The 15,825-nt window shown below is 57.4% G+C and carries 16 protein-coding genes and 1 pseudogene; 9 read left to right on the top strand and 8 right to left on the bottom strand.

Annotated elements, in window-relative coordinates; translation table 11 throughout:
- Positions 1–1,233 carry a 3-methyl-2-oxobutanoate dehydrogenase (2-methylpropanoyl-transferring) subunit alpha gene (locus ACQRAX_RS03665; RefSeq protein ID WP_412038175.1) on the bottom strand — a complete coding sequence of 411 codons (1,233 nt, stop codon included), beginning with the start codon at positions 1,231–1,233 and terminating at the stop codon, positions 1–3.
- A 202-nt stretch (positions 1,234–1,435) separates the two neighbouring features.
- On the opposite strand from ACQRAX_RS03665, the gene bkdR reads away from it, so the two are divergent.
- From bkdR to ACQRAX_RS03650, 3 genes are all read left to right on the top strand, one after another.
- On the top strand, positions 1,436–1,921 hold the full coding sequence (bkdR, locus tag ACQRAX_RS03660; protein ID WP_045189126.1) for a Bkd operon transcriptional regulator BkdR: 486 nt from the start codon (positions 1,436–1,438) through the stop codon (positions 1,919–1,921).
- A 240-nt stretch (positions 1,922–2,161) separates the two neighbouring features.
- Positions 2,162–3,403, top strand: coding sequence for a glutamine synthetase family protein (locus ACQRAX_RS03655; protein WP_412038434.1), 1,242 nt, complete (start codon positions 2,162–2,164; stop codon positions 3,401–3,403).
- A gap of 93 nt (positions 3,404–3,496) precedes the next feature.
- Positions 3,497–4,840, top strand: coding sequence for an MFS transporter (locus ACQRAX_RS03650; protein ID WP_412038176.1), 1,344 nt, complete (start codon positions 3,497–3,499; stop codon positions 4,838–4,840).
- 58 nt (positions 4,841–4,898) lie between these two features.
- Here the strand turns inward: ACQRAX_RS03650 and ACQRAX_RS03645 are convergent, their stop codons facing one another.
- The 4 genes from ACQRAX_RS03645 to flgA all read right to left on the bottom strand — a co-directional run bounded on the left by ACQRAX_RS03645 (position 4,899) and on the right by flgA (position 7,469).
- On the bottom strand, positions 4,899–5,642 hold the full coding sequence (locus ACQRAX_RS03645) for a flagellar brake protein (protein WP_412038177.1): 744 nt from the start codon (positions 5,640–5,642) through the stop codon (positions 4,899–4,901).
- An 80-nt stretch (positions 5,643–5,722) separates the two neighbouring features.
- A complete protein-coding gene (locus tag ACQRAX_RS03640) occupies positions 5,723–6,190 on the bottom strand; it encodes a flagella synthesis protein FlgN (protein WP_412038178.1) in 468 nt (155 codons plus the stop codon).
- 45 nt (positions 6,191–6,235) lie between these two features.
- Entirely contained in the window at positions 6,236–6,550 is a 315-nt protein-coding gene (gene flgM / locus ACQRAX_RS03635; RefSeq protein WP_412038179.1) for a flagellar biosynthesis anti-sigma factor FlgM, read from the bottom strand.
- Positions 6,551–6,716: 166 nt separating this feature from the next.
- Positions 6,717–7,469, bottom strand: coding sequence for a flagellar basal body P-ring formation chaperone FlgA (flgA, locus tag ACQRAX_RS03630; protein ID WP_412038180.1), 753 nt, complete (start codon positions 7,467–7,469; stop codon positions 6,717–6,719).
- Positions 7,470–7,540: 71 nt separating this feature from the next.
- Here flgA and ACQRAX_RS03625 point away from each other — a divergent pair, with 71 nt between their 5' ends.
- The gene (locus ACQRAX_RS03625; protein WP_412038181.1) at positions 7,541–8,470 is read left to right on the top strand and encodes a chemotaxis protein CheV; all 930 of its coding nucleotides are present in this window, start codon (positions 7,541–7,543) and stop codon (positions 8,468–8,470) included.
- Between the two features lie 52 nt (positions 8,471–8,522).
- Positions 8,523–9,350 carry a protein-glutamate O-methyltransferase CheR gene (gene cheR / locus ACQRAX_RS03620; protein WP_412038182.1) on the top strand — a complete coding sequence of 276 codons (828 nt, stop codon included), beginning with the start codon at positions 8,523–8,525 and terminating at the stop codon, positions 9,348–9,350.
- A 129-nt stretch (positions 9,351–9,479) separates the two neighbouring features.
- Here the strand turns inward: cheR and ACQRAX_RS03615 are convergent, their stop codons facing one another.
- The 3 genes and pseudogenes from ACQRAX_RS03615 to ACQRAX_RS03605 form a co-directional block, all read right to left on the bottom strand.
- Entirely contained in the window at positions 9,480–10,097 is a 618-nt protein-coding gene (locus ACQRAX_RS03615; RefSeq protein WP_412038183.1) for a GAD-like domain-containing protein, read from the bottom strand.
- Between the two features lie 382 nt (positions 10,098–10,479).
- Entirely contained in the window at positions 10,480–11,097 is a 618-nt protein-coding gene (locus ACQRAX_RS03610) for a GAD-like domain-containing protein (protein WP_412038184.1), read from the bottom strand.
- 18 nt (positions 11,098–11,115) lie between these two features.
- Positions 11,116–12,462 (bottom strand): annotated as a pseudogene (locus tag ACQRAX_RS03605) (DUF6861 domain-containing protein).
- A 336-nt stretch (positions 12,463–12,798) separates the two neighbouring features.
- Here ACQRAX_RS03605 and flgB point away from each other — a divergent pair.
- Genes flgB through flgE form a run of 4 tightly spaced genes read left to right on the top strand, consistent with a single transcriptional unit; the run spans position 12,799 to position 15,757 of the window.
- Positions 12,799–13,206: a flagellar basal body rod protein FlgB gene (gene flgB, locus ACQRAX_RS03600; RefSeq protein ID WP_412038185.1), complete on the top strand. Its 408-nt coding sequence runs from the start codon at positions 12,799–12,801 to the stop codon at positions 13,204–13,206.
- Positions 13,207–13,209: 3 nt separating this feature from the next.
- Positions 13,210–13,653: a flagellar basal body rod protein FlgC gene (flgC, locus tag ACQRAX_RS03595; protein ID WP_045189108.1), complete on the top strand. Its 444-nt coding sequence runs from the start codon at positions 13,210–13,212 to the stop codon at positions 13,651–13,653.
- A 15-nt stretch (positions 13,654–13,668) separates the two neighbouring features.
- Positions 13,669–14,400: a flagellar hook assembly protein FlgD gene (gene flgD, locus ACQRAX_RS03590; protein WP_412038186.1), complete on the top strand. Its 732-nt coding sequence runs from the start codon at positions 13,669–13,671 to the stop codon at positions 14,398–14,400.
- 31 nt (positions 14,401–14,431) lie between these two features.
- Positions 14,432–15,757 (top strand): flagellar hook protein FlgE, encoded by a 1,326-nt coding sequence (gene flgE / locus ACQRAX_RS03585; RefSeq protein WP_412038187.1) that lies wholly within the window; start codon positions 14,432–14,434, stop codon positions 15,755–15,757.
- Positions 15,758–15,825 lie beyond the last annotated feature (68 nt).

Genomic DNA, 15,825 nt, shown 5'->3' with positions numbered 1-15,825 from the left:
TCAGATCCCCAGTTCCTGGCGTTGCCGGCGTAGGTGCTCCGGCATCTCCTTGTAGACATCCTCGAACATGGACGCGGGGCTCGGCATCTGGCCACCGGCCAGGGTGCCGTACTGTTCGGCTTCCTTCTGTGCCTTGATGATTTCGCCTTCAAGCTCGGCCGTGACCGCCTGATGCTCTTCTTCGGACCAGTGGCCGATGGCGATCAGGTGCTGTTTCAGGCGCGCAATCGGGTCACCCAGCGGGAAGTGGCTCCAGTCGTCGGCAGGACGGTACTTGGACGGATCGTCCGAGGTCGAATGCGGACCAGCGCGGTAGGTGACCCACTCGATCAGGCTCGGGCCAAGGCCGCGACGGGCACGTTCAGCAGCCCAGCGCGAGGCAGCGTAGACGGCGATGAAGTCGTTGCCGTCGACCCGTAGCGAAGCAATGCCGCAGCCGACGCCGCGACCGGCGAAGGTGGTCGACTCACCGCCAGCAATAGCCTGGAAGGTGGAAATCGCCCACTGGTTGTTGACCACGTTGAGGATCACCGGTGCGCGGTAGACGTGGGCGAAGGTCAGTGCGGTGTGGAAGTCGGATTCGGCAGTGGCGCCGTCACCGATCCAGGCCGAGGCAATCTTGGTATCGCCTTTGATCGCCGAGGCCATCGCCCAGCCCACCGCCTGGACGAACTGGGTCGCCAGGTTGCCGCTGATGGTGAAGAAGCCGGCTTCGCGCACCGAGTACATGATCGGCAGTTGACGGCCCTTGAGCGGATCGCGCTCGTTGGACAGCAGCTGGCAGATCATCTCTACCAGCGACACGTCGCGGGCCATGAGAATGCTCTGCTGGCGGTAGGTGGGGAAGCACATGTCAGTGCGGTTCAAAGCCATGGCCTGACCGCTGCCAATGGCTTCCTCACCCAGGCTCTGCATGTAGAAGGACATTTTCTTCTGGCGCTGGGCGACCACCATGCGGCTGTCGAACAGCCGGGTCTTGAGCATGGTGCGCATGCCTTGGCGCAGGATTTCGGGGCTGATGTCCTCGGCCCACGGGCCCAGAGCATTGCCTTTGTCGTCCAGCACACGGATCAGGCTATAAGCGATGTCTGCCGTATCGGCGGCTTCGACATCGACAGAAGGTTTACGGACCTTACCGGCATCGTTCAGACGCAGGTAGGAAAAATCAGTCTGGCAGCCTGGCCGGCCGGTAGGCTCGGGCACATGCAGACGCAGGGGGGCGTACTCGTTCATGCTTTTTTACGCTCGCTCTGTCTTGTGTTTTTGTTGAGCTTTGAAGCGGTCGCTGCTGACACCCCGGCTTGTGACTAGGAAGTCAGTCTTGTCCTACATGATATTCGGGCGCCTGAAGAATATTTCTCTCAAGTTCATTGCCTTTAATCCGGCTTGCGGATAAACATTCTTTATAAAGACAAAAAACAGGTGAAATTCTCTCATGCGCAAACTGGATCGCACCGATATCGGTATTCTCAACAGCCTTCAGGAAAATGCCCGGATCACCAACGCCGAGCTGGCGCGCTCGGTGAATTTGTCGCCGACGCCGTGTTTTAACCGGGTAAAGGCCATGGAAGAGCTGGGAGTGATTCGCCAGCAGGTGACCTTGCTGGCACCGGAAGTATTGGGGCTGGACGTCAATGTGTTCATTCATGTCAGCCTCGAAAAGCAGGTGGAGCAGTCGCTGCACCGCTTTGAAGAAGAGATCGCTGAGCGCCCAGAGGTTATGGAGTGCTATTTGATGACGGGCGATCCGGACTATTTGTTGCGAGTGCTGCTGCCGAGCATTCAGGCCTTGGAGCGCTTCCTCGATTACCTGACGCGGCTGCCAGGGGTGGCCAACATCCGCTCAAGCTTTGCCTTGAAGCAGGTGCGCTACAAGACCGCATTACCGTTACCGGCCAATGGATTGACCTTACCGGGTTGATCTGCCGAAGGCTGCGTCACCACCGGGCTGTAGAAAATTACGATCATCCCCTCTGTGTCTGCTTGAAATTCTGAACGCCCGAAGCCTATGTTGTAGCTATCGCCGATCCCGGCATGCGAAAACAATAAGGACAGTGTCATGACGACCAGTGGCCAGCGCTCTCTCGCCGAGCGCTTGACGGGCATTGATGAGATCGAGTGCATTACGCCAGACCTCAATGGTGTACCGCGCGGCAAAGTAATGACCGCCGCAGGCTTTCTCGAAGGCCGCCGTTTGCAGATGGCCCGTGGGGTGCTGTTGCAGTGCATCATGGGTGGCTATCCGGCTGCGCGCTTCTATGGCAGCGATGACGGCGATCTGGCCCTGGTCGCCGATCCTCACCATATCTACCGTCTGCCTTGGAGCGATGAACCGCGTGCGCTGGCGATCTGCGATGCCGTCGAGCTCAGCGGCACCAGTTCCGGTCTGTCCACCCGTGGCCTGCTCAAAGCCGTGATTGCCCGCTACGCTGCCCATGGTTTGGCACCGGTAGTGGCAACCGAGCTGGAGTTCTTTGTCTTCGCCCCTAACACGGATCCGAACCAGCCGTTCTTGCCACCGGTGGGCAAGGACGGTCGTCGCGAAGAGGGGCATTCGGCATTCAGTGTCAGTTCCAACAATGGCCTGCGACCGTTCTTCAACGAGGTCTATCGCTGCATGGAAGCCCTGGGTTTGCCGCGCGATACTTTCATGCATGAAATGGGCGTCAGTCAGTTCGAGATCAACCTGTTGCATGGCGATCCATTGTTACTGGCCGACCAGACCTTGCTGTTCAAGCACCTGCTCAAAGAAGTCGCGCTCAAACACGGCCTTTCCGTCGTGTGCATGGCCAAGCCGTTGGCGCACACACCGGGTAGCTCTATGCACATTCACCAGAGCGTGGTCGAGAGCGACAGCGGGCGCAATGTGTTCAGTGATGTCCACGGCAAGCCGACGCCAAGCTTCTATCACTTCATCGGTGGTCAGCAGGCGTGCATGGCGGAATTCACCGCGTTGTTCGCGCCGAACGTCAACTCCTACCAGCGTCTGTGTCATCCCTATGCGTCGCCGAACAATGCTTGTTGGTCCGAGGACAATCGCGCCGCCGGCCTGCGCATTCCGGCCAGCGCGCCAGTGGCTCGGCGGGTTGAGAATCGCTTGCCTGGTGCTGACACCAACCCCTATCTGGCCATTGCCGCCAGCCTTGCCGCCGGGTTGTACGGTATCGAGCAGCAACTTGAGCCGACGCCGGCAATCCAGGGTGAGTTCGAGGTGCCAGATCATTTGAGTTTGCCATGTACCTTGCATGCCGCTCTTGAGCGTCTCAAGCGTAGTGAGCGTGCACGGGAACTGTTTGGTGCCGAGTTCATCGAAGGCTATATCGCCACCAAGACCTTGGAGCTGACCAGTTTCTTCGATGAAATCACCCCGTGGGAGCGTCGCGTACTGGCGGCTCAGGCCTAGTCTTTTTTTGCTCCCGAGCACAGCAGTAAGGTTATTTTCACTTATGCTTTCAAGCAGTTTTTCCACCTGCTCAAGGGGCCGTTCGGGACGCTGATGCGACAGATCTGGAAGTCTTTTCGCGCGCTGTATTTTGCGGCGCTGATGATGTTGATTGGTTCCGGCTTGTTGAGTACTTACCTGGCGTTGCGCCTGGCTGCCGATCATGTCGACAGCCTCTGGGTGGGTGCATTGATGGCTGCCAACTATTTTGGTCTGGCCTTGGGCGGCAAGATCGGCCACCGGCTGATTGCCCGGGTCGGGCACATTCGTGCCTATGCCACCTGTGCCGGGATCGTCGGCGCGGCGGTGCTCGGGCATGGCATGGTCAGTTGGTTGCCGGCCTGGATTGTGCTGCGGGTGATTGTCGGTTTGGGCATGATGTGTCAGTACATGGTCATCGAAAGCTGGCTCAACGAGCAGGCGGATGCCAAGCAACGTGGTGCGGTGTTCAGCGGCTACATGATCGCCTCTTACCTGGGTTTGGTGCTCGGTCAGTTGATCCTGGTCGCGCACCCGCAGCTGGGGCCGGAGCTGTTGATGCTGGTGGCCATGTGTTTTGCCTTGTGCCTGGTGCCGGTGGCACTGACCCGGCGTATTCACCCGGCCGCCTTGCATCCCGCGCCGATGGAGCCGCGGTTCTTTATCAAACGGGTGCCGCAGTCGTTGACCACGGTGTTGGGGGCGGGGCTGATTGTCGGTTCGTTCTATGGCCTGGCGCCGTTGTATGCGGCCAAGCAAGGGCTGAGTACCGAGTACATCGGTCTGTTCATGGGCTGCTGTATTTTTGCCGGCCTGTTGGTGCAATGGCCGTTGGGTTGGCTTTCGGACCGCTATGACCGGGCGCTATTGATCCGTAGCGTGGCCATCGGTCTGGCTGTGGCCGCGCTGCCGTTGGCGATCATGCCGGCCGTGCCATTGATCGTCTTGTTTGGCGCAGGCTTTGCCGTGTCATTGCTGCAGTTTTGCCTGTACCCCTTGGCCGTGGCGTTTTCCAATGACCATGTGGAAAGCGAGCGCCGGGTATCGCTGACGGCAATGCTGTTGGTCACCTATGGCGTTGGTGCCAGTATCGGGCCGCTGGTGGCCGGGGTGCTGATGAAGATGCTTGGCACACAGATGCTTTACGCCTTCTTCGTGTTCTTTTCCCTGGTACTGGTCTGGCGGATTCGGCCGAAGGCGGTTACCGGATTGCATCAGGTCGACGATGCGCCGCTCAATCACGTGGCCATGCCGGCAGCGGGTTCGCCGTTGTCGGCAGCGCTCGATCCGCGAGTTGATGAACAAGTGGTGCAAGAGCAGATGCAGACACCTGTGGCGGCGGAGGATACTGAGGAAGAGGACGAGCAGTCAGAGGAGGGTGCTGCTGGCGAATCGTCGGAGAAACCGGCGCCGGTGTGAGTCAGGGCCGCTATGCGGCCCATCGCTGGCAAGGCCAGCACCCACAACAGCGGGTAGCTTAAAAGTCGTCTTTATCGAACCGCCGCGCCTCGCGCTGCAACTGATAGACAAAGGTCTCGACCTTGCGCTGCATCGGTCCGTTCAAGTTGTGAAAGCGCACACCCGCAAAGGTAGTATTCAGCCGCTCCTCGAAATGCAAGTGACGCAATTCCACTTCAACCTGAGACAAGCCTAGCGGTGAGCCCGAGGCGAATCTCTCATACACTTGACCCAGTTGCAGGCGCCCTTCGATATTGCCTTCAAAGCGCAGCTTGCAACCGGTGGCAGAGATGTCCAGCAACTTGCCTTTCAACTCGCCATTGCCTTTGAGCTTGTCGCCGTCAAGCTTGACATCGACCAGTTGCGACAGTTTCAGGGCGGCGCGGAAGGCATTGCGACGCTGGTGGTAAGCCACTTCAGTCGGCAGCGCACCGCGATAGCAGCGATGGCCGTCAACTTCGCTGATGCTCAGCGGGGTAGAACACTCCCAAGCGATACGCACGCCATCATGAAAGCCCTCGACCCGAAACGGCTCGCCATTCTCAAGGTAGCGTTCGCCGTCGCGAGGAATCATTTCATCAAACGCCAGGCGATTGTTTTCGCGGTCGACTTCGACCACATAACTCTGGAAGCGCTGGCTACGTTCGTGGAAGGTGATGATCAGTGGGTCATGGCTCTCTTGCAGCGACCGCAAGTTGGCGGCAATTTCCAAAGGGGTGGTAAGCACCTTTGGAGGCTGCGGAGCTTCTGCTTCATTGAACACGGGTAATCAATCTCCAGGCAAAAACGGCACACGCAAGTAACGGCATTTTGCCAGTATGTTTCGCGCCTTGATACAGGGAATCAAGCCTGGCTGAGCGCCCGCGGCTTGGCCAGGGGCGAGGTCGACCCGCGGGCATCATAGAGCGACGGTGATTCGCCACCCATGAGGATTCTGATCTGATTGGCGGTGGTGCTTTGCTGAAGCTGGATCGCGCGGCCATTGCGCTCGTTCACGGTCTGGCAGTCGGCAAGCAGTTTGCCCAGGACATCCAGCTGTTGCAGAAGCAGCTCGCCCAGGTCCGACTGGCTGGCCAGTTGCGCAACGCCTTCGCGGTCCTGGCTCAGGCCAAGATTTGCGAGCAGTTCACTGCGGCGCCGACCTTGCTGATCAAGAAGGATCACCAGCGATTGCTTGCGCGCCAGGATTTCTTCCAGCAGCGGCATGTCGCGGCCGTGCAGGGCAGTCGCCTCGGAGTGCAGCAATTCGAGCAATTGTTGCGCTGGAGCAAAATCATCTTCGATCAATTGCAGCAAGGTAGTGTCGTGCATGGCTGGCTCTTTGGTTCAAGCGTCCTGAAGTCAGCGCGCCAGGGGCTAGCGCTGGGCTTCGAAATTAAGCAGTTTGCTGGCGACGCGGTTGCTGTCGACCTGGTAGCTGCCGTCGGCGATAGCCTGTTTCAACTCCGCCACCCGGGCGCTGTTGACAATCGGCTGGTCGCGCAGCTTGTCGCTGACCTTTTGCAACTGCTGGGCCTCGTGGCTGAGGTGTACGGCTTCCCCGCTGGCGCCGCCCTGGGCGACAGTGTCGGCCTTGGTTGCGCGGGTTTCGGTGGCACTTTCCTGGCTGTTGCCAGTGCGCACGCCGGTAACCGCCGGGGAGTTATTCAAACGACTGAAGTCGATGACCATGATCAGAAAACCTCTGGGTATATGGACGCTTGCCTTGTTTTCGGCCAAGCCGAAAGAAACTTTAGGCGCAATTACTCTGCAACCTGCACGGCATTCGGCGCACCCAATGGGACACAGTTTAGGAAAAGCAGTTCCTGATCGCCAGAGTTCTTCGCAGTTCGCGCCTTTACATGGCCACTTCCACCTGGCCCGGCGCAGTTACCCTGGCCTTGACCACCCGTTTGGAATTGAGGTTGCGGACCCGAATTTGCTCGCTAAGGCCGCCTTTGCTCAGCGCTTCGCCGGGCATGCGCACGGCAAGGCTGCCGCTGCGCGCGGTGATGACCACCTGATCGCCCTTGCGGATCACTTCGGCTTGCTCCAGGTGTTGCGGTGTCAGTACCTGGTCCATGACCGTCGGTCGGATAAGTTTGAGTCCAAGTGCCTGGTCCAGGCTGCTGAGAAAACCCTGGTTCAGTACGCCGACGTCGCGCTCGCGCAAGGCGACGTCCTGTTCACCGACAATACTCTCGCGCTTGAGCGGTCGGACCACGGTCACGACATTGCGAAACAGGCGCACCTGGGCGGGCACAAACACCGTCCACGGCGAGCTGCCCTCGCAACGAACCTTGATGGTCACGCGGCCTAGTGGCTGCGCCGGACTTTCCAGGCTGGCGTCGAGCTGACGGTCACATAACGGCATGCGCAGGCGCGGATCAAGGCTGTTGACCTGAATTTCATAACGCCCTTCGGTCTGGCTGTTGGCCAGGTAATCTTCAACGGTGAATTCAAGAAACCCTTGGGTGACACCGATAAGCTGTTCAGGCAAGGTAAAAGTGTCAGCCAAGGGGCGCACGCCAGGAGCCACCAAACACAGCGCAGCAAGGAGGCTGGGCAGGTGGCGGGTCAGGCGTCGGAAAAATGTCGTTTTCGTGTTCATACGATTAAAAAAAGCAAAGCGCGTGCCGACACTGGGTACGAAGCTGTAGCGTTAGGTGAAGGAGTTCTGGCATGGCTGGTGTAATGGATTCGGTGAACCAGCGCACACAATTGGTGGGGCAGAATCGTCTGGAGCTGCTGCTGTTTCGTCTCAATGGCGAGCAACTCTACGGGATTAACGTATTCAAGGTGCGGGAAGTGCTGCAATGTCCGCCCCTGACCGTGATGCCCAAGTCCAACCCGGTAGTGCGCGGTGTCGCGAATATTCGTGGGGCAACCATCCCGATCCTCGATCTGGCGATGGCGACTGGAATGCCCGGTCTGAGTGAGGAGTTGCGCAACAGCTTCGTTATCATTACCGAGTACAACACCAAGACCCAGGGGTTTCTGGTGCACTCGGTGGAGCGCATCGTCAACATGAATTGGGAGGAGATCCATCCGCCACCCAAGGGTACCGGGCGCGATCATTACCTGACCGCGGTGACCCGAGTCGACAACAAGATGGTCGAGATCATCGATGTGGAGAAAATTCTCGCCGAAGTCGCACCGACTTCCGAGGCCATCTCTGCCGGTGTGGTCGATGCCGAGGTACAGGACAAGGCGGTATTGCTGCGCGTACTGACGGTCGATGATTCGTCGGTGGCGCGCAAGCAGGTCAGCCGTTGTCTGCAGACGGTCGGGGTGGAGGTGGTGGCGCTCAATGACGGTCGCCAGGCGCTGGATTACCTGCGCAAGCTGGTCGATGAGGGCAAGCGTCCGGAGGAAGAATTCCTGATGATGATCTCCGATATCGAGATGCCGGAGATGGATGGCTACACCCTGACGGCCGAGATCCGCAGCGACCCGCGCATGCAAAAGCTGCACATCATCCTGCATACTTCGTTGTCCGGGGTGTTTAACCAGGCGATGGTCAAGAAGGTTGGCGCGGATGATTTCCTCGCCAAGTTCAAGCCGGATGACCTCGCCCAGCGCGTCGTTGATCGGATCAAGGCCACGCACTAGCGGCCGGGGGGTGACCCCCTGGCGGTTCACACGATTTAAGAGGCGGCATCATTTGTCTACGGGTAATTTGGATTTCGAACAGTTCCGGGTCTTCCTGGAAAAAGCCTGTGGCATCCTGCTGGGCGAAAATAAGCAGTACCTGGTCTCCAGCCGTCTCAACAAGCTGATGGAGCAGCAGGGCATCAAGTCCCTGACTGAACTGGTGCAGCGTATTCAGAGTCAGCCGCGCAGCGGATTGCGTGAGCAGGTGGTGGATGCCATGACCACCAACGAAACCTTGTGGTTTCGCGATACTTACCCCTTTGAAGTGCTCAAGAACAAAGTCTTGCCGGAGCAGATCAAGGCCAATCCGGGGCAGCGTCTGCGCATCTGGTCGGCCGCCTGTTCCTCAGGGCAGGAACCGTATTCGATTTCCATGGCGATCGACGAGTTCGAGCGCAGCAATATCGGTCAGTTGAAAATGGGCGCGCAGATTGTTGCCACTGACTTGTCCGGGACCATGCTCAATAACTGTAAGAGCGGCGAATACGACAGCCTGGCCATTGCTCGCGGCTTGTCCCAGGAACGCTTGCAGCGTTACTTCGATGTCAAGGCGCCGGGGCGCTGGGCGATCAAGGCGCCGATTCGCAGTCGCGTGGAGTTTCGCTCGTTCAACCTGCTCGACAGCTATGCCGCGTTGGGCAAGTTCGACATCGTGTTCTGCCGCAACGTGTTGATCTACTTCTCGGCCCAGGTCAAGAAAGACATCCTGCTGCGTATCCACGGCACCCTCAAGCCGGGTGGCTACCTGTTCCTCGGTGCGTCCGAGGCGCTCAATGGTTTGCCGGATCACTACCAGATGGTGCAGTGCAGTCCGGGGATCATCTATCAGGCCAAGTGAGGGGCGCTGGAGGATTGTGTCAGGGCCATGCGACTCAAGCGCCGTGCACGCGGCGCGCGAGTTTAGTCGGCGCTCTTCAGTTCTACGAGCTCTCAGGCGGAATGCATGGCAGTTCAAAACTATGCGCCATCAGATGCCCGTGAAACTGTAGGGCTGAAGATCGGTGATCTGCGACAAAAATATCAAGTGCTCTACAATTTTGAATTTTTCGAGATGTTCGAGCGTCTCAGGGCCGCCTCGCTTTAGCGCTGGTGTAAAGCCATACATCTCGTCATCGCGAAGAAGCCCCAGCTTCTTCTTTGCTGGGCTGAACAGTTCGCCGTAATCATTGGTATCTACCCGTTTTGACACCAAGTAGGCCCTGACCCCTTTATCCATTTTGTCTCCGGTATAAATAGAATCGTGAGTTCTGTAACGCGAGAGAATGCTGGTGATCTTGAGTGATGCCCCAGTCTTCTCATCCCAGAGATACAGATCACCGAACGCGCTTCTGGCAATCACATGGTAGGTGTCGAGTGTCTCGAGTTTGGTGTCTTCAAGCCAGGAGGCTACAACGCCATCATACTCTTGAGGGTTGACCATCCAGAAAATACCGTCGCTGTAGCCGCACCACCCATGCTCGCTCCAATACGCTAATAACTGGTCGGGAAGCTTCCCGTGGTAGCGTTGAATGCTTGAGGGTGGAACCTCTCTGCGCTCGATTGGAGACCCGAACGCTTCCAGAAAAATGGAAAATGCCTCATCCATACTCTAATTTTCCCTAGCATTTATGAAGATTAACATTAACCAATGTTTTTCCACGCGAGGCTTCAGGTACTGCCTGCGCGGCATTCCTTAAGTGTTCGATCTTCGTTTTCCATTGCGGCCCAATACTGGCGTTCACCTGGCGTTCACCTGGCGATCTCCAAAATCCGAAATCACATCTTTCCCCCGGCGATGAGGTCAGGATTATGCAGGGCCGCGTGTGCAATGGCATGCTATAGGGCTTGTCTGTGGAAGGTTTCTTGTCTTTCCCGGCAGGTTGATTCACCTGCGCCGGCTGTGGATCATCCAGCGCCCCCTTGCGCCGCTCCGGCACCCGCAGATCCGGCCGCTTCTTAAATCCCTCTTCATGCTTGAGTATCCAAGGTCAGAAATCAGAGAAGCTGTAAGGTTCAAGCCCTGCGATTTGCGATAGAAGGATCAGGTGCTCTATAGCTTTGACCTTTTCAAGATTTTCGAGGGTGGCGCGTCCTCCGAGCATTATTGCCGGAACGAACGCGTACATTTCATCATTTTTCAATGTGCCTAACTTTTTCTTTGCAGAGTCAAAAAGATTGTCGAAGTCGTTATATTCTTTCTCCCGTGACAGAAAGAAGTTGTGGACTTCTCTAGTAGCATCGCTTTCGCTGAATTGATAATTATCACCTGTGTAGCGTGATAGTAGGCTGGTGATCTTTACTGAGAATCCGCTTTTTTCACCCCAAAGGTACAAATCGCCAAAAGCGCTTCTGGCGATCAAGTGATAAGTGTCGCGATTTTCCAGGTTCGTGCCTTCGAGCCAAGATGCGATGACGCCCTCATATTCTTGGGGGTCAACTAACCAAAAGATACCATCGCCAAAGCCGCACCAGCCATGTTCTTTCCAATATGACAGCAGCAGTTCGGGTAGTTTGCCTCTAAAGCGTTCAATGCTCGTTGGAGGAACTTCACGGCGTGAGATGGGTGTGCCTACTTTTTCGATGAAGATGGAGAATACTTCGTCCATTTACGATCCCCTGACTGCCTAGCATTTATGCAGATTGATACTCATATAAATTGGCGCGTCGCTCGATTTTGGTGCATTTTCGGCAGCTTTTTTGAGGTTGGCTATCTTGGCTCGCCATTGTGCGCCAATGCTGGAGTTGACTCGCCTGTCGCCAAAGTCTGATATCACGTCTTTTCCTCCGGCGCTCAAGTCGGGGTTGTGCAATGCAGCAAGGGACGCCATTGTCTCTTTAGCTTTTATTGCTGACATTTTCATGGCTTCAAGTGGACTCATTTCTGCGAGCAACTCTCTCTGGATCCTTTTTTGCAGCTTATCTTGCAATTCTCTGCGTGCGGTTCGGGCGATGGCTGGGTCACGTTTTACTGGATTGGCAATGTTCTCAAGAAACTCTTCAACCGATAATCGGTTCAGTCCTTCCTGCTGGCCTTTCAATTGCCGCTCGAACTCACCAATCTTGGATGCCGGTCATTTATCAGCCTTGAAGCACTCTACTGTATGTAAAGGCATGCTACCGGTCTTGCCGGTAGAAGGCTCCTTGTCTTTCCCGGTAGATCGATTCTGCTGCCCTGGGAGATGATCATTCAGCGCACCTTTGCGCCGCTCCGGCACCTGCAGATCCGGCCGCTTCTTAAGTCCCTCTTTATGTTTGAGTATCCACTGCCCGAGTCGAGCCCCTCTGCTGCTGGTGGCCATCTCCTGCGCCAGCACGCCGGCATTCCCGCGCCCACGGGTGAGGTAGGACACAATTGCCCCCAGTAGCAGTACCACGACATCCACATGGCCCAAGGCAATGTGGTGGGCGGCTCGGGATATCGCATGCGGATCGTCCTGGCTGAACGGGCTTAACCCCTCATCGCCGCGCGTCCCGTCCCAGGCGGTGCGGATGCCATCCCGGTAGTACTCGCCGATGCGCGGCAAGCCGTCGATAAAGAATTCGGCGATGGACGACAGGCCCAGTACACCGAGGATCCAGCCGCCGACCTTGAGGCCCATCACCGCGCCAGCGCCGGCAAAGGGGATGGCCCCGGCACCTGCGCCAAATGCCCCGATCCCGGCGCCAATGGCACCGCCGCCCAGGGTGCTGCCGACGACGATCATCGCCATCTGCCTTACGACGATGAGCAACTCATCGAGAATGCTGGTGATTTCCAGCTCGGCGAAGCGCTGGCGCAACCTATGTGCGGCTTGCCATTCTGCCTTGTTGAAGGCGGACTGCACCGCCCTGACCCGGCGCAGGTTGAGGGCCAGCGAGGCGACCTGTTTGTTGAGGTGGGTACGCAAATGGGCGCCTCCTTGATAGCCCATTTCATCCGTGATGCGCGATTCGATCTCGTGCCATGAGGGCACAAGGTGGCTCAGAAACATAAGGGTCTCCCTGACAACTCTGTGCAGGGGGAAATCACATCATGAATCGAGGGTAAATATTTCCGCGTGAGCTGTAGGAGGATTCCCAAATATCTCTCAATGAGGCGTGTGCTCCAGGCCCAGCCAATGTGACGTCAATTTTTTGTTTTGCCGTTTTTGCCACCCGGTAATTGCCGCTTTCCCTTCTCGAGGCGGAAACACTTTGCCGCTTTTCTGGCATGGCGTTGTCAATGTTGCCCGTCCAGCCCAGTGTTTTCGGGCTTTCAGAGTGTTGGCACAGCCCTTGCTATAGCTTGGCCAACGAGATTCCGGTCAACCTTCGAAGGTTTCCCCGACATGAGCATCAGCTTCGACAAAGCGCTTGGCATTCACGAAAAGGCACTGGGCTTTCGCGCCCAGCGTGCTGAAGTGCTGGCCAACAACATCGCCAACGCCGACACGCCCAACTACAAGGCGCGTGACATGGACTTTGCTTCGGTATTGGCGGCGCAGAGCGAGAAGACCAGCAAGGGCCACTTCTCGCTGGATCGCACCAACACCCGGCACATCGAGGCTGAAGGCCTGAGCATGGGTGACGAAACCCTGCAGTACCGCACGCCGATGCAGCCTTCGGTCGACCAGAACACCGTCGATGCTCAGCTTGAACAATCGAGCTATGCGGAAAACGCCGTCGGTTTCCAGGCCAGCTTTACGCTGCTCAACAGTAAATTCAAAGGGCTGGTATCGGCCCTGCGCGGAGAGTAAGTCATGTCCCTCGCCAGTGTGTTCAACATTGCCGGTAGCGGCATGAGTGCGCAGACCACCCGTCTGAACACCGTCGCTTCGAACATTGCCAACGCCGAGACCGTCTCGTCGAGCATCGATCAGACCTACCGTGCTCGTCATCCGGTGTTCGCCACCACCTTCCAGCAGGCACAGGGTGGCGTCAGTCAGTCGCTGTTCCAGGATCAGGACGCGGCCGGTCAGGGCGTTCAGGTGCTCGGTGTGGTCGAAGACCAAAGCAACCTTGAGGCACGCTACGAGCCGAATCACCCGGCGGCGAACAAGGACGGCTACGTTTACTACCCGAACGTCAATGTGGTCGAGGAGATGGCGGACATGATCTCTGCCAGTCGCTCGTTCCAGACCAACGCCGAGTTGATGAACACGGCCAAGACCATGATGCAGAAGGTCCTGACCCTGGGTCAGTGATAAGGGACGAAGCCAATGGCAAGCATTAACGACACCACCGCCGGGGTAAACCTGAACGACGTACTCAAAGCGTCGGTCAAGCAGACCTCCGACACCAACAACACCAGTGGCGTTGCCTCGGCAACCAACAGCAAGAGCGGCAACCAGGCGTTGGGCAAAGACGCGTTCCTGCAGATGCTGGTTACCCAGATGCAGAATCAGAACCCGCTCGATCCTCAGGACAACAGCGAGTTCGTCGCCCAGTTGGCGCAGTTCAGTAGCCTGGAAGGCATCACCACGCTCAACGAGACGGTGACGGCGATTTCCGGCAACTTCAAATCGTCCCAGGCGCTGCAGGCGTCATCGTTGGTTGGTCGCTCGGTGATCGTCCAGACCGACAAGGCCATGGTCGACACCACCAAGAGCTTCACCGGTTCCGTGGTAGTGCCGCAGTCGCTGAGTAACGCCACCGTCACCATCACCGACAAGGATGGCAAGGTGGTCAAGACCATCGACATGGGTGAGCAGAAGGCCGGCAATTCCGAGTTCGTCTGGGATGGCACCAATGACGCCGGTGAGAAGGTCGATCCTGGTACTTACACCTTTGCCGCCAAGACCACCATCGAAGGCAAACAGTTGGATATGTACACCCTGCTGCCCGCCACGGTCAGCAGCGTCACCCTCAGTCAGACCGGCGGCGAGATGATGCTCAATCTCGCTGGCCTGGGCAGCATCGCACTGTCCAAAGTCCAAACCATCGGTATATAGAGCCGGCTAACGCGGCACAAGGAGTTGAAAGATGTCATTCAATATCGGCCTTAGCGGTCTCTATGCAGCCAACAAGCAACTGGACGTGACCGGCAACAACATCGCCAACGTTGCCACCACCGGTTTTAAATCCTCGCGTGCGGAATTCGCCGACGTGTATTCGGCCAACAAGCTGGGTGTCGGCAGTCAGAGCGTGGGTAACGGCGTGCGCCTGGCTTCGGTGTCGCAGCAGTTCACCAACGGTGAAATCACCAATACCGGCAACGTGCTGGACATGGGTATCCAGGGGCAGGGCTTCTTTGTGCTGAGCGACAACGGCTCGCTCAGTTACTCCCGTGCCGGTGCCTTCCAGACCGATAAAGACAATTACGTGGTAACCGCCGATGGCCTGCGCCTGCGCGGCTACGGTGTGGATGAGAATGGCAAGATCATCAATGGCGTGCTGACTGATCTTAAGATCGACACCTCGGCGTTGGCGCCAAAGTCCACCACTTCGATCAATCAGGGTATCAACCTGAACTCGTCGGACAAAGTTATCCCGGCGACCACCACTTTTGACCCAAGTGATGACACTACCTGGAACAAGACCTTTGCTACCAAGATCTATGACAGCCAGGGTAACGAGCACGTCATGGATCAGTACTACGTCAAGACCGACACCAATGAGTGGAAGTCGTACACCCTGATCGACGGTCGCAACCCGCTTGATCCAAGCCAGGAGCCACCGCAGCCGCTGGAAGGAACTATCACCTTCAAACCGGACGGTAGCGTCGACACCATGACGGCCGGCGCTGTTGGGTCTGGCTACGAAGTTGAGAACAAGGTCTTCAAGTTGACCGGTTGGGTGCCTGCCACCATTACCGATCCGGACGCCAAGCCACCGGTATGGGGCTCCAACGGTTCGGAAGCGAGCGCGGGTGGTATCGCCATCGACATGAATGCGACCACCTCCTACAACACTCCGACCACGCGTCTGTCGCAGAGCCAGGACGGTTACGCTACCGGCATCTTGTCGAGCCTGAGCATCGACTCCAGCGGTGTGATGTTCGCCAGCTTCAGCAACCAGCAGTCGCGCGCGATTGGTCAGGTAGCGATCGCTTCGTTTGCCAACGAGCAGGGCCTGCAGCCTATGGGGGGTACGCGTTGGGCGGAAACCTATTCCTCGGGCATTCCGGGTATTGATGCGCCGAAGACCGGCACCCTGGGCGCCATCGCTTCCAACTCGCTGGAGGCCTCGAACGTCAACCTGACTAACGAGTTGGTCGAGCTGATCAAGGCGCAGAGCAACTATCAGGCAAACGCCAAGACCATCTCTACCCAGAGCACCATCATGCAGACCATCATTCAGATGACCTGATACGGGTATGAGGCAATAGGTATGGATAGGCCCCTTTCTCGGAAGGGGTCTTTCATTTCGGAGGTGTC

It is taken from the genome of Pseudomonas sp. UM16 (assembly GCF_050312595.1).
In the GTDB taxonomy this organism is placed as follows: Bacteria; Pseudomonadota; Gammaproteobacteria; order Pseudomonadales; family Pseudomonadaceae; genus Aquipseudomonas.
The sequence above is the reverse complement of the archived record's forward strand: the minus strand, read 5'-3'. Positions and strand labels throughout refer to the sequence as shown.

Coding starts and splice junctions, on each gene's coding strand:
- flgC (WP_045189108.1), top strand. CDS start 13,210: ATGTCCCTCGCCAGTGTGTTCAACATTGCCGGTAGCGGCATGAGTGCG.
- flgD (WP_412038186.1), top strand. CDS start 13,669: ATGGCAAGCATTAACGACACCACCGCCGGGGTAAACCTGAACGACGTA.
- ACQRAX_RS03655 (WP_412038434.1), top strand. CDS start 2,162: ATGACCGCCGCAGGCTTTCTCGAAGGCCGCCGTTTGCAGATGGCCCGT.
- flgB (WP_412038185.1), top strand. CDS start 12,799: ATGAGCATCAGCTTCGACAAAGCGCTTGGCATTCACGAAAAGGCACTG.
- flgE (WP_412038187.1), top strand. CDS start 14,432: ATGTCATTCAATATCGGCCTTAGCGGTCTCTATGCAGCCAACAAGCAA.
- ACQRAX_RS03665 (WP_412038175.1), bottom strand. CDS start 1,233: ATGAACGAGTACGCCCCCCTGCGTCTGCATGTGCCCGAGCCTACCGGC.
- ACQRAX_RS03650 (WP_412038176.1), top strand. CDS start 3,497: ATGCGACAGATCTGGAAGTCTTTTCGCGCGCTGTATTTTGCGGCGCTG.
- ACQRAX_RS03640 (WP_412038178.1), bottom strand. CDS start 6,190: ATGCACGACACTACCTTGCTGCAATTGATCGAAGATGATTTTGCTCCA.
- ACQRAX_RS03610 (WP_412038184.1), bottom strand. CDS start 11,097: ATGGACGAAGTATTCTCCATCTTCATCGAAAAAGTAGGCACACCCATC.
- ACQRAX_RS03625 (WP_412038181.1), top strand. CDS start 7,541: ATGGCTGGTGTAATGGATTCGGTGAACCAGCGCACACAATTGGTGGGG.
- flgA (WP_412038180.1), bottom strand. CDS start 7,469: ATGAACACGAAAACGACATTTTTCCGACGCCTGACCCGCCACCTGCCC.
- flgM (WP_412038179.1), bottom strand. CDS start 6,550: ATGGTCATCGACTTCAGTCGTTTGAATAACTCCCCGGCGGTTACCGGC.
- ACQRAX_RS03615 (WP_412038183.1), bottom strand. CDS start 10,097: ATGGATGAGGCATTTTCCATTTTTCTGGAAGCGTTCGGGTCTCCAATC.
- bkdR (WP_045189126.1), top strand. CDS start 1,436: ATGCGCAAACTGGATCGCACCGATATCGGTATTCTCAACAGCCTTCAG.